Here is a 17,352-nt window from a genome sequence, read left to right on the forward strand (position 1 = left end):
GTCCGCCCCGCCGTACGTGAAGAGGGTGTGAGTTCAGCTGGCACCGCCGACGAGGAGCTCGTGCGGACCCTCTTCGACGAGCACGCCGGGCCACTCTACGGATACGTACTGCGACTTACCGGCGATTCTGGAAGGGCGGAGGATGTCGTGCAGGAGACGCTGCTGCGGGCCTGGCGGCACCCTGACGCGCTCTCCGACCGGCCCATTCGCGCCTGGTTGTTCACGGTGGCCCGCAATCTCGTGGTCGACCAGCACCGGGCCAGGAAGTCCAGGCCGCAGGAGACGGGCGACGAGGCGCTGGCCGTCCTGCCCGCCGACGACGAGCTGGAGCGCGCGGTCGAATCGTGGGCCGTGGCCGAGGCGCTGGCCGCGCTGCGGTCCGAACATCGCGAGGTGCTGCTCGAGGTCTACTACCGGGGGAAATCGGTGAAGGAGGCGTCCGACGCGCTGGGCATCCCGCCGGGCACGGTCAAGTCGCGCACCTACTACGCGCTGCGCGCGCTCAAGCTCGCGCTCGAGGAGCGGGGGCTGGCGCCGTGACGACGTGTGAGGAGGTGCGTCTCGCCCTGGGCGCCCACGCGCTGGGCGCGCTCGACGAGGACGAGGCGCGCGAGATCGACGACCACCTGGCCACCTGCGAGGTCTGCGGGGCCGAGCTGCTCGACCTGTCGGGCGTGGCCTCGTTCCTCGGCAAGGTGTCCGAGCGAGACGTGGAGCTGGTGGCCAGCCCGCCGCGCCAGGTGCTCGACCGGCTGCTCGACGACCGGGCCAGGCGGCGCAGGCGCGGCCGGTTGCTGATGGCCGTGGCCGCCTCGGCGGTGGTGCTGGTCGGCGGCGGCGCGGTGTGGACGTCCACCCAGGGCGGCGGGGCCGGCGAGAGCGCCGCGCCCGCCGCGCAGGCTCCCGCCTCCGCGCGGAGTGCTCCCGCCCAGCTCTACGACGGCCCGCAGAGCGACGCCGAGGAGCCCAGGGCCGCGTTCGGCGAGCCGAGCGCGTCGGCGACCGAGTCGGCGGGCGACATGACGCTGGCCGAGGCCTCGGGCCGGGAGTACCCGGGCAAGAACGCCGCGAAGGGTTACGCCGCGACCGTGACCGTCATCCCGGCCGAGCGCGGCACGATGCTGAACGTCAGCCTCTCCGGCGTGCCCGCGGGCACCAGCTGCGAGCTCGTCGTCGTCACCGGTGACGGCAAGCGCGACTCGGTCAAGCGGTGGACGATCGACAGCGAGCCCTACCGGACCAAGGCCACGAGCAAGCCGGTCTTCTCCAGCAGGACGAAGTGGCCGATGCACGAGATCGTCAAGGTCGAGGTGCTCGACGCCGCGGGCACGCTGCTCGTCGCCGTCCCCGTCACGTAGCCGCGGTTCCCGCCGGGCGTCGCGGAAGCATTCGCCGTCCGGCGTGGTTGCACCTGGGGATGACGGGATTGTGGGTGGCGCTGGCGACGCTGGCGCTCGGGACGGTGATCGGGGTGGTCCGGCTGCGCCGCGACGGACGGGTGCGCGACCTCGGCGGAGATCTCGGCGGCGACCGGCTGACCACGGCCGAGCTGGGCGCGCCGCTGGGGGAGCGGGCCACGCTGGTGCAGTTCTCGACCGCGTTCTGCCAGCCGTGCCGGGCCACCAGGCGGGTGCTGGCCGACGTCGCCGGGCTGGTGCCCGGAGTAGGTCACGTGGAGATCGACGCGGAGTCCCGGCTGGATCTCGTCCGGCGGCTCGACATCATGCGAACGCCCACGGTCGTCATTCTCGACAGCGCCGGAAATATCGCGAAAAGGGCCTCCGGCCAGCCCAGGAAGGCCGAGGTGCTGGCGGCGCTGGCAGGGGTGTTGTCTCAAGAATCGTCTCAAACCCCGGACGAGATGTGACAGATGACGAGACGACGAGTAGGGTCATCGCCATGAACCCATCGACAGAGCTGCTGACGAAGCGGCGCGCGGTTGATTTCTGCCGCGTGGCCACCGCGCTCTGTCAGGCTGCCTGAGGACGGTCTCGCGCGGATATCCGATCCGCCCCCACCCGACCCCTTCAGGAGCATCCCACGATGCGTGCCGACCCTAGAGCGCTGCGCTTCGGCGCGGCCGTCACGACCCTGGTGCTCGCTCTCGTCCTGGTGACCGAGAGCGTCTGGCCGTTGGCGGCCCAGGCAGTGGTCTTCGCACTCGGAGTGGCGTACCGCTCGCCGTACACGATGCTCTTCAAGCTCCTCGTCAGGAGCGTGCCGAAGGAGACCGAAGACGCCCGCCCGCCGCGTTTCGCGCAGGGGGTGGGGCTGATCTTCGCGGTCGCGGGGCTGATCGGATTCATCGCCGGGATCATGCCGCTGGCCCTCGTGGCCACGGCCGCGGCTCTCCTCGCCGCCTTCCTCAACGCAGCCTTCGGATTCTGCCTTGGCTGCGAGATGTACCTGCTGATTCGCCGTCTACTGCCCGCCGCCAACATGGAGGTTTCCCAATGAGCCGCTCCGCCGCCCTGGTGGACGCCAACTGGGTCGAGGCCAACCTCGACACCGCCGGTGTCGTACTCGTCGAGGTCGACGAGGACGTCAGCGCTTACGACAAGGGCCACATCCGTGGCGCCGTGAAGGTCGACTGGCAGCAGGACCTGCAGGACCCGGTCCGCCGCGACTTCGTGGACAAGACCGGTTTCGAGGCACTGCTGTCCGACCGCGGTATCTCCAACGACGACACCGTGGTGCTCTACGGTGGCAACAACAACTGGTTCGCGGCGTACGCGTACTGGTACTTCAAGCTCTACGGCCACGAGAACGTCAAGCTGCTCGACGGCGGCCGCAAGAAGTGGGAGCTCGACTCCCGCGAGCTGGTCACCGAGGTGCCGCAGCGCGCCAAGACCCAGTACGTGGCCAGCGAGCAGGACACCGCGATCCGCGCCTTCCGCGACGACGTGGTCTCCGCCATCGGCAAGCTCAACCTGGTCGACGTGCGCTCGCCCGACGAGTTCACCGGCAAGCTGCTCGCCCCGGCCCATCTGCCGCAGGAGCAGGCGCAGCGCGCCGGCCACGTGCCGACCGCCCGCAACATCCCGTGGTCCAAGGCCGCGAACGACGACGGCACGTTCAAGTCCGACGACGACCTGCGCACGCTCTACGGCGCGGCCGGCGTCGACTTCGGCAAGGACACCATCGCCTACTGCCGCATCGGCGAGCGCTCGGCGCACACCTGGTTCGTGCTGCACGAGCTGCTCGACCAGGCCAACGTGAAGAACTACGACGGTTCGTGGACCGAATACGGCTCGCTCGTGGGCGTGCCGATCGAGCTGGGAGAGGCCCGCTGATGACGACGACTGCACAGGGTTGCGGAGCGCCGGAGCAGACCATCGCGCTGCCGGCCGGAATCGACCTTTCCACCCAGGCCGTGATCCAGGGCGTGGTCACGGGCACGAGCACCGCCTACGCGCGGCTGCTCGACCACTCGGGCGAGTTCACCGGTGAGGTCGTCGTGTCCGACGACGGCGTCTTCCGCTTCTTCGCCGCCCCGGGTGACTGGACCGTCCGCATCATCGCGGGCGGCGGGGTCACCAGGGACGTCCAGGTCGAGGCCAAGCTGGGCGAGGTGTCCCAGCTCGCCGTCGCGGTCTGAGCACTACCGTAGAAGGCCCGCGTCCGTCGAGGACGCGGGCCTTCCGCGTTTCCGGCCGGCAGGTGCAACCGATCCGGCGGACGCGGTGTTATAGACGGATGTGAGTGCTATCGACTGTCTCGACCCGGTGCGGAAGGCGCTGCTCGACGACCTGGACGAAGGGTTCGCCGAGCTGTACGGCGCCTACCGCGGGCTGGTCTTCTCGACGGCGCTGCGGTTGAGCGGACGGTGGGCCGACGCCGAAGACCTCACCGCGGAGGCGTTCCTGCGCGCCTACCGCGCGCTGGCCGGCTACGACCGCGCGCGCATCGCCGAGCTCCAGCCGCGGGCCTGGGTGATGACCATCCTGATGAACGTCTGGCGCAACTGCGCGCGGCACAAGTCACGCAAACCACCACCCGACCTGTACGACGAGCCCATCGACGGCGCCGACCCCGGCCAGGACGTCGAGGACGCGGCCGTGCGCCGCGAGACCAGCGACGAGCTGTCCGACCTGCTCGACCTGCTGCCGGCCGAGCAGCGGGCGGCGGTCGTGCTCAGGCACGTCGTCGACCTGCCGGTCAGCGAGATCGCCACCGTGCTCGACCTCCCGCAGGGCACGGTGAAGTCACACGTGTCGCGGGGACTGAAGCGGCTGCGCGCACTGGGAGGTGCCCGATGACTGAGGATCGCCTGCTCGCCGGACTCGCGGCGCTGGCCACCGACGCGCCCGACGGGCTGTTCGACCGGATCGCGGCCCGCTGGGTCCGCGTCCCCGGCCCGGTGGGCGAGGTCCGGGTGGCCTACACCGACCAGGGGATCGCGTTCGTGCACGACGGCCCCGGCTTCGGCGCGGCCTTCAGAGCGCGCTTCGGCCGTCCGCTGCTGCCCGCCGAGCGGCCGCCCGCCGGACTGCTGCCCGCGCTGCGCACCGGCCGGCTCAACGGGCTGCGCCTGGACCTGCGCGACGTGAGCGACTTCCAGCGCGACGTGCTGCGCGCCGCCCAGACCATCCCGCGCGGCGAGGTCAGGCCGTACGCGTGGATCGCCGCCCAGATCGGCCGGCCCAGAGCCGTCCGCGCGGTGGGCACCGCGCTGGCCCGCAACCCGGTGCCGCTGCTCATCCCCTGCCACCGGGTCACCCGCTCCGACGGCGCGGTGGGCGAGTACGTGTTCGGCGCGTCGACCAAGGAACGGCTGCTGACCGCCGAGGGCGCCGACCTGGACCGGGTCAGGGAACTGGCCGGGGAGCGGGTGTTCTACCTGGCCAGCGACACGACCGGGGTGGTGTGCTTCCCGACCTGCCACAACGCCAGGCGCATCACGCCCGCGCACCGGCACGGCTTCCGCACCCTCGCCCAGGCCCGGGCGGCCGGCTACCGTCCCTGCCGCGTCTGCAAGCCCGCGCTCGCCGCCTGAACCTCACGGCTTGGCGGGGTAACGCATGAGGAGCGTGGCCCGGACGATGTCCGGGCCGTGCGCCCGGTAGCCGTGCGGCACGTCCGAGCGCCACGAGATGTGATCGCCGGGCCCGGCGGTGAGCGGCGCGTCCAGCGGGCCGGCACTGAGCGTGCCGCTGAAGACCGTGATGTGCTCGCTCACTCCCTCGTGGTGCGCGGGCGAGGTCTGGGTGATGCCCGGCGGCACCCGCAGCCGGTACAGCTCGTAGGTGACGTGCTCGTCCTCGAAGGACTCCAGCAGCTCGGCCTCCACCGCGGAGCCGCGCACCACCTTGGGCTCGGCCGGCGTGTCGAGGATGGCGCCGATGGGGACGCCGAGCTGCGCGGTGATCGCCCAGAGCGTTTCCAGCGTCGGATTGCGCGTGCCGGTTTCCACGCCCGACAAGGTGGCCTTCCCGATTCCGGCGCGCCTGGCGAGTTCGGACAGAGAAACGCCGCGCGCCTGCCGCAATCGCCGCAATCGGTCTCCCACCAGACGCGGGTCGGTGTCGATCGCTGGCCGCGGTTCCATACCGCCATGGTGCCGCACTTTCCGCATTTCGTCGCAGGTTAAGCGCTTTTAAGGAAAGGGGCCGGGGAAGCAAACAAGGAGGAGGCCACCGCGACCGTTCGGGACGGGGTCATGCATTGGCACGCCTACACGTGGACCGGCGCGGGCGAGGAACGCGGCTGGGAGCCGGAAAGACGCCCCGATTCGCCGGAGTTTCCGAGTTCGCCGTTGCCGCCCATGCTCACCGGCGACTGGCTGGCCAAGCCGCGGTCCAGGATCGCCGCCACGTTCACCGAATTGCAGCCGGCGCTGGAATGGCTGTCGGCGCGTTATGAGCGGGCCAGAGCCGGCTTTCCGCGGCCCGACGGGATCGGCGCGGACCTGCGGCTCGCCGCGGCCAGGGACGTGCTGCCGCGCGGCGTGGACGTGCAGTGGGGCGAGTGGCTGCGGGACGGCAGGTTCGTCACGATCGGCATGATCTGCTGCCCCAACCGCCACGTGCGCCATCCGTGCCCGCTCGGGCGGAGCGCCTACCCCGATCCCCGCTGATCCTCCGGTACGCCGCGGGCCGCATTAGCGTCTCGCTTCCCGAGTTGCTGCTGCGGCATCTGGGGCAGACCGCTACGATTCAGCAGATGTCCGGATCGTCAGGTGTGACCGCCCCGCCCCGACCTGGGCCTACACCGGCTCAGCGGATGCCGTCGCCGTACTCGCTGCCCCTGCACGCACTCCGCCTGGCGGGCAAGTGTGCCGTGCCGCTGATCCTCTGGTACGCCGCGGGCCAGGCGGTGCGCTACGCGCTCCTGTTCGGCGCGACGGAAGTGGCCTACGGCGAGTGGCGTCAGGTCCGCCTGGTGGCCACCATGACGCTGCTCACGCTGATCGTCATGGCGGCCATGACGGTCACCACCGGCCTGCTCTACACCCTGCGCGGCGCGCTGTGGGAGATGCGCGCGCGACGCGGCGAAGGCGTCGAGGACGAGCGCTTCTTCCGGGTGCTCGACCGGGTGGCCCCCGCCTTCGCGGTGCTCTACCTGGCCTGGGGATTCCACGCGGAGGACGCCAGGGACCTGCAGACCATGGACATGAACCACCACTTCTACGAGCTGACCGAGGCGTCCTGGTTCGGCGAGGAATCGCAGGTCGGCAAGAGCCTGATCGACCTCGACTGGCGGGTGTCGCTCGGAGCGATGGTGGTCACGTTCGGGCTGAAGATGCTGTTCGCGAAGCTCGTGGAGCAGGGCAAGGGGCAACTGGCCGGCTTCGCCGCCGCCTTCTCCGAGTTCGCCTTCGTCTTCTACGGGCTCAACGCCACCTTCGCCTTCGCCGACCTGCGCTCGGAATGGACGGACCACCGCAGCGTCGTCTCGGGCACCAAGGAACTCTGGGAGCAGGCGCAGAAGGACCTGCCGCTGTGGAAGACGATCACCGACGCCTTCGGCGAGTTCTGGCCGTACTTCATCGACGCCGTCGCCATCCCGCTGGCCTGGCTCACCGTGGCGATGCTCGTGTTCGGCGCCTTCTCCGACGAGGCGCGCACCCTGGTCAAGGGCACCAGGCTGGAACGGGGCGTGGACCGGCTCGAAGGCAGCCACGACCTCACCCAGAAGTCGTTCGACCAGGTCACCGGCGGGTTCAAGGACCGCTGGCTGCCGCTGGCCAACTCCATGCGCATGATCGTCAAGGGCGGTGCGCCCCTGTTCGGCATGATGTGCCTGTGTTACGTGGCCATCACCGTGGCCGCGCAGTACGCCGAGCGCGTCGCGGTGACCCTGATCGGCTCGCAGGTGGACTGGGCCTGGGCGTTCAAGGTCGCGCCGGTGACGTTCGTGCACGAACTGGTCGTGACCGTGCTCTCCATGGCGCTGCTGGCGGCCACGTACGACCTGGCCGCCACCCGGGCGCGGATGAAGGGCGAACCGCTCAGCGACGTCTGAACCGCAGGACGTCGACGTCCGGCTTGACGGCGTCACCGCGCTTGAACAGCTCGGCCGTGGGGGTGTCGGAGCGGTAGCCGCTGGGCCTGAAGGAGAGCTCGACCTCGTTCGCCACGGCCGCCGGCACGATCGCCACCCCCGGGATCTTGTACTCCTTGCCCAGCTCCAGCCGGTCCGTCGGGCGGCCGTCGGTCTGGAGCTCGACGACCCAGGAACGTCCCGCGCGGTCCTTCAGCCTGACCTCGTCCGGGGCGCCGATCATGGTGGCGTTGGCCTCGTCGAGCAGCTTCTGCGAGACGTCCACCTTCAGCCAGGTGACCTCGGGGCCGTGCTTGGTCCCCGCGGGCGCCGGCATGGGCGCGACCGTCGCCTTCCACTCGATGTTGTAGACCTTGCCGGCCTGGCCGGCCGCGACGGCGATCTCCCTGGTCTCCTTGGTGGTCGTCTTCTCGTAGAAGAGGTAGCCGTCGTAGGCGTTCGCGCCCACGGTGATGAGGCACGCCGCCACGGCGGCCGCGCCGACCAGGAGCATGCGCCGGCGCGCGGGCGGCTGGGCGGCGGCGTCCTGCGGGTCCGCGGGCGCGTCTTCCTGGGGGGTTGGAGGAGCGCTCTGGTCCGCGCTCGGCTGCGGGTTCTGCGGCGGGCCGGCTTGCGGGGGCTGCTGGACGTGCGGCTGCTGGATGTGGGGTTGTTGGGGGTGCGGCTGTTGCGGTTGCTGGGCGTGCGGCCGCCGCTGGGGTAGCGGCATGGAGGGGTGGATGGCCGGGATGGGCTGCGTGCTGCTGCCGACGGACTCGCCACGCTGCGCCGGGGGCCAGACCTGCTGATCGGGATGCAACGACCGGGGCCGCCCGTACGGGTCCTGCCCATACGGCATCCCGGGACCCGGTCCCATCCCGGGGTGCTGTCCCATCCCAGGGTTCGGCATGCCGGGACCTGGGGGCATGCCGTGGCCCGGAGGCGGACCGGCGTGCCCTGGAGGTGGCCCGGCGTGGCCTGGAGGCGGGCCGGGATGAGCGGGAGGCGGCGCGCTGTGGCGCGGGCTCGGCCGCTGCGGCAACCCATGACCGGCGGGCGGCACCCCTTGCCCAGGCGGCGGCATGCCGGGACCCGAGGGCATGCCAGGACCAGGAGGCATGCCGGGGCCCGGGGGCATGCCAGGACCAGCAGCCGTGCCGGGACCGGGAGGCGTGCCAGGGCCGGGGGTGTGTGGTGGTTCCTGGTGGCGTGGCGGCGTCTGCCCGGTCGGCGGCTGCTGCTGTTGCTGCTCTTCCTCGGGCCGCCGGTCGTTCATCGGTGCGAACCAGTCGCGCTCGTTCGTGCTCACGGGATCACTTCTTGACGATGGAGTAGACGGGCTGCGGCGAGGCCGTGAGCTTGCGCGCGGCCTCCTCGTCCAGTCCGAGGTCGATCTCGACCTCCGGCCGGAACGGCTCCACCAGCACCTCGGGCGGCAGTCCGAACACCACCCGCGCGCCGGCCAGCACGGACGCGGGCACGTCGAAGAAGAACCGGCCGCTGACCCAGATGTCCGGCTGCATCCAGGTGTTGGCCAGGGTCGCGCCGCGGTCCACCCGGTCGGTGGCGGCGAACTTCTTGCCGTCGCTGGTCAGCAGCATCGGCTGGCCCAGATGGTACGGCTTCAGACTGGACTTGGCCGACGCGGTGACGATGAGGAAGACGTGGTCGGTCTCGACGGTCTTGGTGCTGCTCTGGATGGCCTTGGCCGCCACGAACGAGTCGAGCCGCACGGTGAAGCGCCGGGCGTCGACGTCCTCGCCCTTGTCGCCCACGTACGTCACCGGGGCGCCCGTCTCGTCGGCCGTCAGGTGAAGCGTCTGCAGCCCGACGGCGCCGCCCGCGAGCAGCAGCCCGATCGCGATGTTGAGCAGCGGCGACCCGCCCGGCCTCGGGGCGGCGCGGCGGCCGCGGCGCGAGGGTGCGGCCGCGGCGCGCGGCTCAGCGGTGGTGGTCATGTGCCGTCACCGCCCTGGACCGGGGCCTTGACCGGAAGGGTCACGCGCGCCTTGATCTCCGGGAAGAACTTGCCGTCCACCTCTTTGGCCACCATCTTCCACTGACGTCGCTGGTCCTCGAAGCCCGCCGTGTACTCGAAGGCCGCCACGTCGAAGGTGATCTTCTCCGGTGGCTGCTCCGTCGCGCCGAGCTTGTAGCGCACGATGACCTGGCTGCTCACCCCCGGGTGCAGCTGCCTGGTCTCACTGCCGCCCTTGCTCAGGGCGAAGACGAACGGTCCCGAATCCTTGGGGAACGCCGGCGTGATCTTGATCAGCGAGTTGGCGAACGAGTCCCCGAGGTAGGCGAGCTCGGGCTTCGCCGGGTCGGGCGGGATCCCGATGCCCGAGGTCTCGTCGCCCTTGTTCGTGACGTCGAAGACCAGTTCCACGAACCGTTTGTCCTCGTCGAGCGTCGACTCGGCCTTCTCCACCTTCACGCGCGATTCCACGAACCGGGTGTTGTAGCGGCCCTGGTCGAGGATCGTGCCCTGGTTGAGCGCGTCGGGCGCGGGATCCGGGGCCTCGTTCAGTCCGCCGAGCAGAGCGATGACGCCGATGGCCGTGAGGCTCACCAGCGCCACTGCGGGCACCGCTACGGGGCGTTTCGGTTTGTCGTTGCCGCCGGAGGGTTCCGTCATGGGTAAGGATGGTAATAGGTCACGCCCGCACCAACCGCCCCAATCCTCCCATCGGGCTGGTCGAATTGCCGATAACCCTGCCGCAATAGGGTGTCTAGCTCATACGCTGTCACGGAGCGGAAGGGCTGGACCCTACTACAACAGACATATCGCTGGCCGGAGGGTCACGTGGCGGACGTGCATCCTGAGCATGCACAGCTCCAGGCGGACCGCATCTACCTGGGCTGGCAGTACATCCTGCTGCATCCCGACCCGGGTCCGCCGCCCAAACGTCCGTCACCGGCCGAGGAGCCGCGTCCGGTCGAGGGCCCCGATGCCGAGGAGCAGGAGCTGCTGCGGCGCGAGCGGCTGCAGGAGGACATGCTCAACCGGCCGGTACGCGCCGTCCGCGTGTTCATGCTGGTCCTGAGCGGGTTGTTCCTGGTGCTCGCGGTGGCCGGCTACCTGGCGTGGCAGTTCACGCTGATCGGCCTGGTCGCGACCGGCGGCGTGGCGGGCATCTGCAGCTACGCGCTGCTCCAGGGTGACAGGGCGGTCAAGTACCGGGTGCTCGAACAGCGCGCCAGGGACGACCGGCAACGTCAGGAACGTGACAAGGAGCTGTTCCACGCGCAGGAGGAACACGCCCAGCGCTACCGCGAGTGGCAGGAGTCCAAGGACCGCCACGACCGCCAGCTCACCTGGTACGCCGTCGCCGTGCCCGACGAGATCGACCGCATCGACGTGGCCGGCGGCACGCTGCCCGGCTGGTCGGCGCTGGTCACGCTGCTCGGCGCGACCCGCCTGTACAGCGGCGGCCACTTGACCGTGCTCGACCTGTCCGAGGGCGCGATCGCCAAGGACCTGATCGAGCTGGCCCGCAAGGGCGGCGACGACCCGCTGGTCTGGGTGCTGCCGGTGGACCTGCCCAGGCTCGACCTGGGCGCCACGCTCAAGCCCGAGGCGTTCGCGGACGTGCTGGCCCACGTCGTCAGCGTCAGCGAGGAACATCGCACCACGCGCGACCTCAGCTTCGACAACGCCATCCTGGAGCGGGTGCTCGAAGTGCTCGGCGAGAACGCCACGATCAGCCAGGTCACCGCCGCGCTCAGGGCGCTGGCCCAGGTCGGCGACCCGCGCGACGACCTCAAGTTCGGCCTGATCACCGCCACCCAGCTCGAACGCATCGGCACCCTGTTCGGCCGCGGCGTCAGCGACCGGGTGGTGATCGAGCGGGCCTGGGCGCTGGAGTCGCAGTTACGCAAGCTGGAGACGCTCGGCACCCAGGCCGTGCGGCTGCCGCCGGCCAGGCTGCGGGTGGTGAGCATGGACCGGCAGGCCGGGGTGTTCGGCAACCGGGTGCTCGGCACGTACGTGGCCACCGCGCTCACCCACATCCTGCGCCAGTCGCCCGCCTCCGACCGGCCCTGGTACCACACGATCATCGTCGCGGGCGCCGACAAGCTGCGCGGCGACGTGCTCGACCGGCTGATGGACGCCTGCGAGACCTCGCGTACCGGGCTGGTGCTGACCTACCGGTCGCTGACCCCCACCGTCAGGGAACGGCTCGGCCGCGGGCACGCGGCGGTGGCGTTCATGCGGCTGGGCAACGCCGAGGACGCCCGCGTGGCCAGCGAGCACGTCGGCACCGAGCACCGGCTGGAGCTGGCCCAGCTCACCGAGACGATCAGCGAGTCGCTGCCCGGGCTAGACGGCGGCTACACCTCCACCATCTCCCAGGTGGACGACGACCGCGAGGAACGCGCGGAGAGCCGGGCCGACCTGGCCGAGGACATCACCGAGTCCACCGAGTGGGGCAGGACCGCCGACAAGATCTCCGAGAAGGAGCGGGTGCTGCAGCGCTCGCGCGAGTTCCTGGTCGAGCCGCACCAGCTCCAGCAGCTCCCCACCACGTCCGTGATCGTCACCGACGCCACCGCGCAGGGCCGCCGGGTACGCCTGGCCGACGCGAACCCGGCCATACTCACCTTCCCGAAGACCACGCTGGGCGAGCTGGAGGACGTCCGCGACGCCGTGCTGTCGCTCGACCCCGGCGACGGGAACGGAGAGCCGCCGCCCAACCTGGGGCCACCACCGCCACGCCTGGACTGGCGCAAGGGCAGGCAATGACCTGGTCAACTTAGAGGTGATGTGGCGGCGGTAGGCGGACTTTACTAAGGAACCGTCTGTGGGGGGATGAAATGCAGTCCAGTGTCGCGCTGAGCGGGCCCTGGTACCGAATCCAGTCGATCGCGGCGCCCTCGCGTAGCTCGTCGGCCGAATGGGATTTCGTCACCGTGCTGCCGGCCGTGTTGTCAGCGGCCCAGCGTGACAAGCCGTTCGTCATCGGCTGGCTGTCGCGCGGCTCGGGCGCGCCCCTGGAGCTGATCACCAACGCGGGCCCGCTGTCGCCCCCACGGCAGCCGCGCCGCGCCACCGACCTGCCGGCCAGGCAGAGCGGCCCCCAGCCGCTGCTGTTCCCCGGCGGCGCGCGCGGCGTGCAGCTCGACGAGGAGTACCTGGCCGACCTGGCCGACCTGGTGTGGACCCCCTGCCCGGGCCGTCAGGCGCCGCCGCTGGGCGGGCGGCGCGAGTTCGACCCCGACGAGCTGAAGCGGCCCACGCTGTTCGAGTCGACGCTGGTCACGCTGATGTCCCGGCCGTTCGGCTGGCTGGTGGTGGCCGAGCCGACCGACCTGCTCGACGCCGAGGTGGCGCACCTGCGTACCCAGCTCAACGTGCTGCGCCAGTACGGCGACGCCTCCGAGCGCTCACGCTTCGACGCCGAACGCGCCGAGCGCCGCATGCAGGAGCTGGACGCCTTCCGCGAGGCCGGGCTGTGGAACGTCCGGGTGCTGGCCGGCGGCGCGACCGCCGAGGAACTGCGGCAGATCGCCCCGGTGCTGGTCGGCTCGGTCGAGATGAGCCACCACCCGTACCGGCTGCGCAGCGCGCAGGGCTCGGTGCACCCGCTGAGCGAGGCGCTGTCGATGATCGTGCAGGACCAGCCCGACGGCGCCGCCGCGCCGTTCGCCGCCACGGCGGGCGCGCTGGCCGCGCTGGCCGGGCTGCCCAGGCGCGAGGTGCCCGGCGTCCGCGTGCTCGACTCCGGCTTCTTCGACGTCACCTCCGAGGCCAACGGCGGCGAGCTGGAGCTGGGCGAGATCCTCGACGGCCAGGACCGGGGCGTGGGCTCGTTCCGGGTGCCGCTGGCCACGCTGAACAGGCACGCGTTCGTCACCGGCGCCACCGGCTCGGGCAAGTCGCAGACGGTCAGGCACCTGCTCGAACAGCTCAGCGGGGCCCGCATCCCGTGGCTGGCCATCGAGCCGGCCAAGTCCGAGTACGCCGCCATGGCCGGGCGCATCGAAGCGCTCGGACCGGTCACCGTGATCAACCCGTCGGCCCCGGCAGGGGTGCCGTTCAGCATCAACCCGCTCGAACCCGAGCCCGGCTACCCGGTGCAGGCGCACATCGACATGGTGCGGGCGCTGTTCATGGCCGCCTTCGACGCCGAGGAGCCGTTCCCGCAGATCATGTCGCTGGCGCTGCAGCGCGTCTACGAGGCCACCGGCTGGGACGTCGTCACCGGCGGCGCCGTGCCCGGCTCCAGCGTGCCGCCGAGCGTGCCCACCCTGGAACAGCTCCAGCAGCACGCCATGGACGTGATCAAGGAGATCGGCTACGGGCGCGAGGTGCAGGCCGACGTCGAGGGCTTCATCTCGCTGCGGCTGCGCTCGCTGCGCGTCGGCTCGGCCGGGCGCTTCTTCGAAGGCGGGCACCCGGCCGACGTCGGCGGCCTGCTGGAGCGCAACGTCGTCCTGGCCATCGAGGACGTGGCCAACGACGAGGACAAGGCGTTCCTCATGGGCACGCTGATCATCAGGATCGTCGAGCACCTGCGCATGCGGGCCAGGCAGGAGAAGTCGCCCGACCTGCGGCACGTGATCGTGATCGAGGAGGCGCACCGGCTGCTGCGCGACCGCGGCCACGGCCGGGCCTCCACGCACGCCGTGGAGCTGCTGGCCGGGCTGCTGGCGGAGGTCAGGGCGTACGGCGAGGGCATCGTGGTGGCCGAGCAGATCCCCACCAAGCTCATCTCCGACGTGGTCAAGAACACCGCGCTCAAGGTCGTGCACCGGCTGCCCGCCGAGGACGACAGGCAGCTCGTCGGCGCGGCCATGAACCTCAGCGAGGAACAGTCCAGGCAGGTCGTGTCGCTGCCGCCGGGCTGCGCCGCCGTCTTCGCCGACGGCATGGACCGGCCGCTGCGCGTGCGCGTGCCGCTCGGCGAGTCACGCGAGCGGCTGGTGCCTGGCCCGCCGCCGCCCATCCGCGGCCGCAGGTCGGCCGCCTGCGGCCACCAGTGCCGCACCGGCCAGGCGTGCACGCTCGTCGAGCTGCGCGAGGCCGACGTGCTCGCCGACGCCCCCGACTGGGCCTGGCTGCGCATCTGGTGCGACACCGTGGTGCTCGCCTTCGTCAGCAACCGGCCGCTGCCCGGCGTGCCGCGCGCGCTGGCCACCGCCTGGGCCGACCTGCCGGCCAGGCGCCGCGAATGCCTGCTCGCCACCCTCGTCGAACGCTCGGTGCAGCGCCGAGCCTGGTCGCTGCGCAGTTGGTTCGACCCGGCGCTGCTGGTGGAGAAGGCCGCCGAGGCCGCCAACCGGCTGCTGGGCTCGCTGGAGAGCGGCGGCGACCGTCCTGGCGCGTCGTGGGTCATCCCGCAGGTGCGCTGGCTGCACGAGGTGGAAAGGCTCTTCCCGTACGGCAGGCCGGCTCCCGACCTGCGCGCCCCCGCACCGCCCATGGAGTACGCGCTGTTCCGCCAGGCCGCCGACGGCGACAGCGCCGACCTGGTGCACACCGAGCTGCTCGGCCACCGGGCCAAGGCACTGCGGCACCACCCGCTGTCGATGGAGGTCGACCGCAACCGGGCGCTGGCCTGGCGGGTGATCCTCGGCGACGACGAGAACGAGGGCGTGCAGCGCGACATCACCACCGTCGCCATCGGCATCGAGGCCTCGGCCAGGCTCAGGTACGTGGGCCAAACCATGGGGGCGGCGTGGCTGGAGGGGGTGTTGTCGTGGCCGCGCAGGTTCGTGCTCCCGTTCGACCACGGCGGCGCCCCGGAGATCGCGTTCGTCGACTCCGGCCACCCCTCGCCCGCGTCGTGACCGCTTTTCGTCAACCCGCCGATGCAGGGGTCGCCGCGGCCGCTGAGCCGACTAGGATCCATGTGCATGAGCGAGCGGAGTCAGCACAATCGAGTCGCTGAGCCCATCGGCGGCAACCCGCGAGGCGAGGTTCCGGCATGACCCAGCTTCCTTTGCGGGCGCAGCTCGCGAGCGCACTCGGCCGCAGCGCGGCCACACTGTCCAGGATGACCGGCCGCGGCGACGGCTCGGTGATCGGCGGCCGGGTCGGCCTGATGCTCGAACCCGACCTGCTGCGCCAACTGGCCCGCGACCGCAAGCTCGCCCTGGTCAGCGCGACCAACGGGAAGACCACCACCACCAGGCTCATCACCTCCGCGCTGCTGGAGCTGGGCGAGGTGGCCACCAACGCGTTCGGCGCCAACATGCCCGCCGGCCACGTCTCGGCCCTGTCCCAGCACAAGGCCGCCCCGTACGGCGTGCTGGAGGTCGACGAGAAATACCTGCCCGAGGTCCTGGAGACCACCGGCGCGAGCGTCGTCTGCCTGATGAACCTCAGCCGCGACCAGATGGACCGCGCCGCCGAGATCTGGCTGCTGGCGCAGAAGTGGCGCAGGGCGCTGTCGGGCAAGCCCACCCACGTCATCGCCAACTGCGACGACCCGCTGGTCACCTGGGGCGCCTCCACGGCCGCCAAGGTCACCTGGGTCTCCGGCGGCCAGCGCTGGAAGGAAGACTCCTGGTGCTGCCCCGAGTGCGGCGGCCCGCTCGACAGGAAAGACGCCGACTGGGCGTGCCGGGAGTGCACGTTCCACCGTCCTGAGCCGCAGTGGATCCTCGACGACGACGCGGTGATCGACCCGCGCGGGCACCGCTGGCTGCTCGACATCCAGCTTCCCGGCCTGGCCAACCGCTCCAACGCGGCGATGGCGCTGGCCGTCGCCGAGGCGTTCGGGCTGGCGGTCAACTCGGCGCTGCCCCGGCTGCGCGAGGTCACCTCCGTCGCCGGCCGCTACACCACGGTCGAGCGCGAGGGCCGTCAGGCGCGGCTGCTGCTGGCCAAGAACCCGGCCGGGTGGCTGGAGGCGTTCGACGTCAGCGACCCGCAGCAGTCCATCATCCTGTCGGTCAACGCCCAGGGCCCCGACGGGCGCGACACCTCCTGGCTGTGGGACGTCGACTACCGCATCCTGCGCGGTCGCCCGGTCTTCGTCACCGGCGAACGCCGCCTCGACCTGGCGCTCCGGCTCGACGTGGCGGACGTGCCGTTCACGTTGTGCGGCACGTTCAACGAGGCCCTGGCCATGCAGCCGCCCGGCCGCCTCGACGTGATCGCCAACTACACCGCCTTCCAGCAGATCCGATCGGAGTTCGGTCGTGCCGTCTGACAGCGCCCTGCGCATCATCTGGATCTACCCCGACCTGCTGAGCACGTACGGGGACCAGGGCAACGTCCTGGTGCTGGAGCAGCGTGCCCAGCGGCGCGGCATCGAGACGGAGACCACGTACGTGCGCTCCGCCGACCCGGTGCCGGAGACGGGCGACGTCTACCTGATCGGCGGCGGCGAGGACCGGCCCCAGATCCTGGCCGCCGAGCGGCTCAGGCGCGACGGCGGGCTGCACCGCGCCATCGCCAGGGGCGCGGCGATGCTGGCCGTGTGCGCCGGCTACCAGATCATGGGCAGCACGTTCGGCGGCGAGGAGGGCCAGCCGGTCGACGGCCTCGGCCTGCTCGACATCGCCAGCACGCGCGGCCCGGCGCGGGCGGTGGGCGAGCTGGTCGCCGAGGTCGACGCCACGCTCAACCTGCCCACGCTGACCGGCTTCGAGAACCACATGGGCGTCACCCACCTGGGGCCGGGCGTGAAGCCGCTGTCGAAGACGCTCAGGGGCGTGGGCAACGGCGACGGCTTCGAGGGCTGCTACGCCGGGCACGTGGTCGGCACGTACCTGCACGGGCCCGCGCTGGCCAGGAACCCGGCGCTGGCCGACCTGCTGCTGTCGTGGCGGGTCGGTGACCTGGCGCCGCTCGACGACTCGCGTTTCGAGGCGCTCAGGCAGGAACGGCTCAACACCGTCATGTCCCGCTGACCCGCG

General features: G+C 71.3%; 18 protein-coding genes. 14 read left to right on the forward strand and 4 right to left on the reverse strand.

Annotation, left to right across the window (positions count from 1 at the left end):
• Window positions 1-27 precede the first annotated feature (27 nt).
• From HII36_RS14985 to HII36_RS15020, 8 genes are all read left to right on the forward strand, one after another.
• Window positions 28-540 (forward strand): sigma-70 family RNA polymerase sigma factor, encoded by a 513-nt coding sequence (locus HII36_RS14985; protein ID WP_173523779.1) that lies wholly within the window; start codon window positions 28-30, stop codon window positions 538-540.
• Window positions 537-1,358, forward strand: a complete 822-nt coding sequence (locus tag HII36_RS14990; RefSeq protein WP_173523780.1) for a zf-HC2 domain-containing protein — start codon at window positions 537-539, stop codon at window positions 1,356-1,358. Before HII36_RS14985 ends, HII36_RS14990 begins: the two co-directional genes overlap by 4 nt.
• 59 nt (window positions 1,359-1,417) lie before the next feature.
• Complete coding sequence (locus tag HII36_RS14995; protein ID WP_173523781.1) at window positions 1,418-1,867, forward strand: TlpA family protein disulfide reductase; 450 nt, start codon at window positions 1,418-1,420, stop codon at window positions 1,865-1,867.
• A 176-nt stretch (window positions 1,868-2,043) separates the two neighbouring features.
• Complete coding sequence (locus HII36_RS15000; RefSeq protein ID WP_173523782.1) at window positions 2,044-2,457, forward strand: DUF4395 domain-containing protein; 414 nt, start codon at window positions 2,044-2,046, stop codon at window positions 2,455-2,457.
• Window positions 2,454-3,293 (forward strand): sulfurtransferase, encoded by an 840-nt coding sequence (locus tag HII36_RS15005; protein ID WP_173523783.1) that lies wholly within the window; start codon window positions 2,454-2,456, stop codon window positions 3,291-3,293. The genes HII36_RS15000 and HII36_RS15005 overlap by 4 nt, the downstream gene beginning before the upstream one ends.
• A complete protein-coding gene (locus HII36_RS15010; protein WP_173523784.1) occupies window positions 3,293-3,598 on the forward strand; it encodes a DUF1416 domain-containing protein in 306 nt (101 codons plus the stop codon). Before HII36_RS15005 ends, HII36_RS15010 begins: the two co-directional genes overlap by 1 nt.
• Window positions 3,599-3,698: 100 nt before the next feature.
• Entirely contained in the window at window positions 3,699-4,259 is a 561-nt protein-coding gene (locus tag HII36_RS15015) for an RNA polymerase sigma factor (RefSeq protein ID WP_328807716.1), read from the forward strand.
• Complete coding sequence (locus tag HII36_RS15020; protein ID WP_173523785.1) at window positions 4,256-4,996, forward strand: methylated-DNA--[protein]-cysteine S-methyltransferase; 741 nt, start codon at window positions 4,256-4,258, stop codon at window positions 4,994-4,996. Before HII36_RS15015 ends, HII36_RS15020 begins: the two co-directional genes overlap by 4 nt.
• A gap of 3 nt (window positions 4,997-4,999) precedes the next feature.
• Here the strand turns inward: HII36_RS15020 and HII36_RS15025 are convergent, their stop codons facing one another.
• Window positions 5,000-5,575 carry a helix-turn-helix domain-containing protein gene (locus tag HII36_RS15025; protein WP_328807717.1) on the reverse strand — a complete coding sequence of 192 codons (576 nt, stop codon included), beginning with the start codon at window positions 5,573-5,575 and terminating at the stop codon, window positions 5,000-5,002.
• A gap of 84 nt (window positions 5,576-5,659) precedes the next feature.
• Here HII36_RS15025 and HII36_RS15030 point away from each other — a divergent pair, with 84 nt between their 5' ends.
• Together HII36_RS15030 and HII36_RS15035 are read left to right on the forward strand one after the other, a co-directional pair.
• The gene (locus HII36_RS15030; protein WP_173523787.1) at window positions 5,660-6,076 is read left to right on the forward strand and encodes a hypothetical protein; all 417 of its coding nucleotides are present in this window, start codon (window positions 5,660-5,662) and stop codon (window positions 6,074-6,076) included.
• A 146-nt stretch (window positions 6,077-6,222) separates the two neighbouring features.
• The gene (locus HII36_RS15035; protein ID WP_173523788.1) at window positions 6,223-7,464 is read left to right on the forward strand and encodes a hypothetical protein; all 1,242 of its coding nucleotides are present in this window, start codon (window positions 6,223-6,225) and stop codon (window positions 7,462-7,464) included.
• On the opposite strand, the gene HII36_RS15040 is transcribed toward HII36_RS15035, so the two are convergent.
• The 3 genes from HII36_RS15040 to HII36_RS15050 form a co-directional block, all read right to left on the reverse strand.
• A complete protein-coding gene (locus tag HII36_RS15040) occupies window positions 7,451-8,341 on the reverse strand; it encodes a hypothetical protein (protein WP_173523789.1) in 891 nt (296 codons plus the stop codon). The genes HII36_RS15035 and HII36_RS15040 overlap by 14 nt on opposite strands.
• Before the next feature lie 454 nt (window positions 8,342-8,795).
• Window positions 8,796-9,440, reverse strand: coding sequence for a hypothetical protein (locus HII36_RS15045; RefSeq protein WP_173523790.1), 645 nt, complete (start codon window positions 9,438-9,440; stop codon window positions 8,796-8,798).
• A complete protein-coding gene (locus HII36_RS15050; RefSeq protein WP_173523791.1) occupies window positions 9,437-10,120 on the reverse strand; it encodes a hypothetical protein in 684 nt (227 codons plus the stop codon). Before HII36_RS15050 ends, HII36_RS15045 begins: the two co-directional genes overlap by 4 nt.
• A gap of 168 nt (window positions 10,121-10,288) precedes the next feature.
• Here HII36_RS15050 and HII36_RS15055 point away from each other — a divergent pair, with 168 nt between their 5' ends.
• From HII36_RS15055 to HII36_RS15070, 4 genes are all read left to right on the forward strand, one after another.
• Window positions 10,289-12,229 carry a hypothetical protein gene (locus tag HII36_RS15055; protein WP_173523792.1) on the forward strand — a complete coding sequence of 647 codons (1,941 nt, stop codon included), beginning with the start codon at window positions 10,289-10,291 and terminating at the stop codon, window positions 12,227-12,229.
• Between the two features lie 71 nt (window positions 12,230-12,300).
• A complete protein-coding gene (locus HII36_RS15060) occupies window positions 12,301-15,276 on the forward strand; it encodes an ATP-binding protein (protein WP_173523793.1) in 2,976 nt (991 codons plus the stop codon).
• Window positions 15,277-15,413: 137 nt separating this feature from the next.
• Window positions 15,414-16,643, forward strand: coding sequence for a MurT ligase domain-containing protein (locus HII36_RS15065; protein WP_173523794.1), 1,230 nt, complete (start codon window positions 15,414-15,416; stop codon window positions 16,641-16,643).
• Window positions 16,633-17,346, forward strand: a complete 714-nt coding sequence (locus HII36_RS15070) for a type 1 glutamine amidotransferase (protein WP_173523795.1) — start codon at window positions 16,633-16,635, stop codon at window positions 17,344-17,346. Before HII36_RS15065 ends, HII36_RS15070 begins: the two co-directional genes overlap by 11 nt.
• Window positions 17,347-17,352: the final 6 nt, after the last annotated feature.

It is taken from the genome of Nonomuraea antri, from assembly GCF_013283785.1.
Taxonomy (GTDB): domain Bacteria; phylum Actinomycetota; class Actinomycetes; order Streptosporangiales; family Streptosporangiaceae; genus Nonomuraea; species Nonomuraea antri.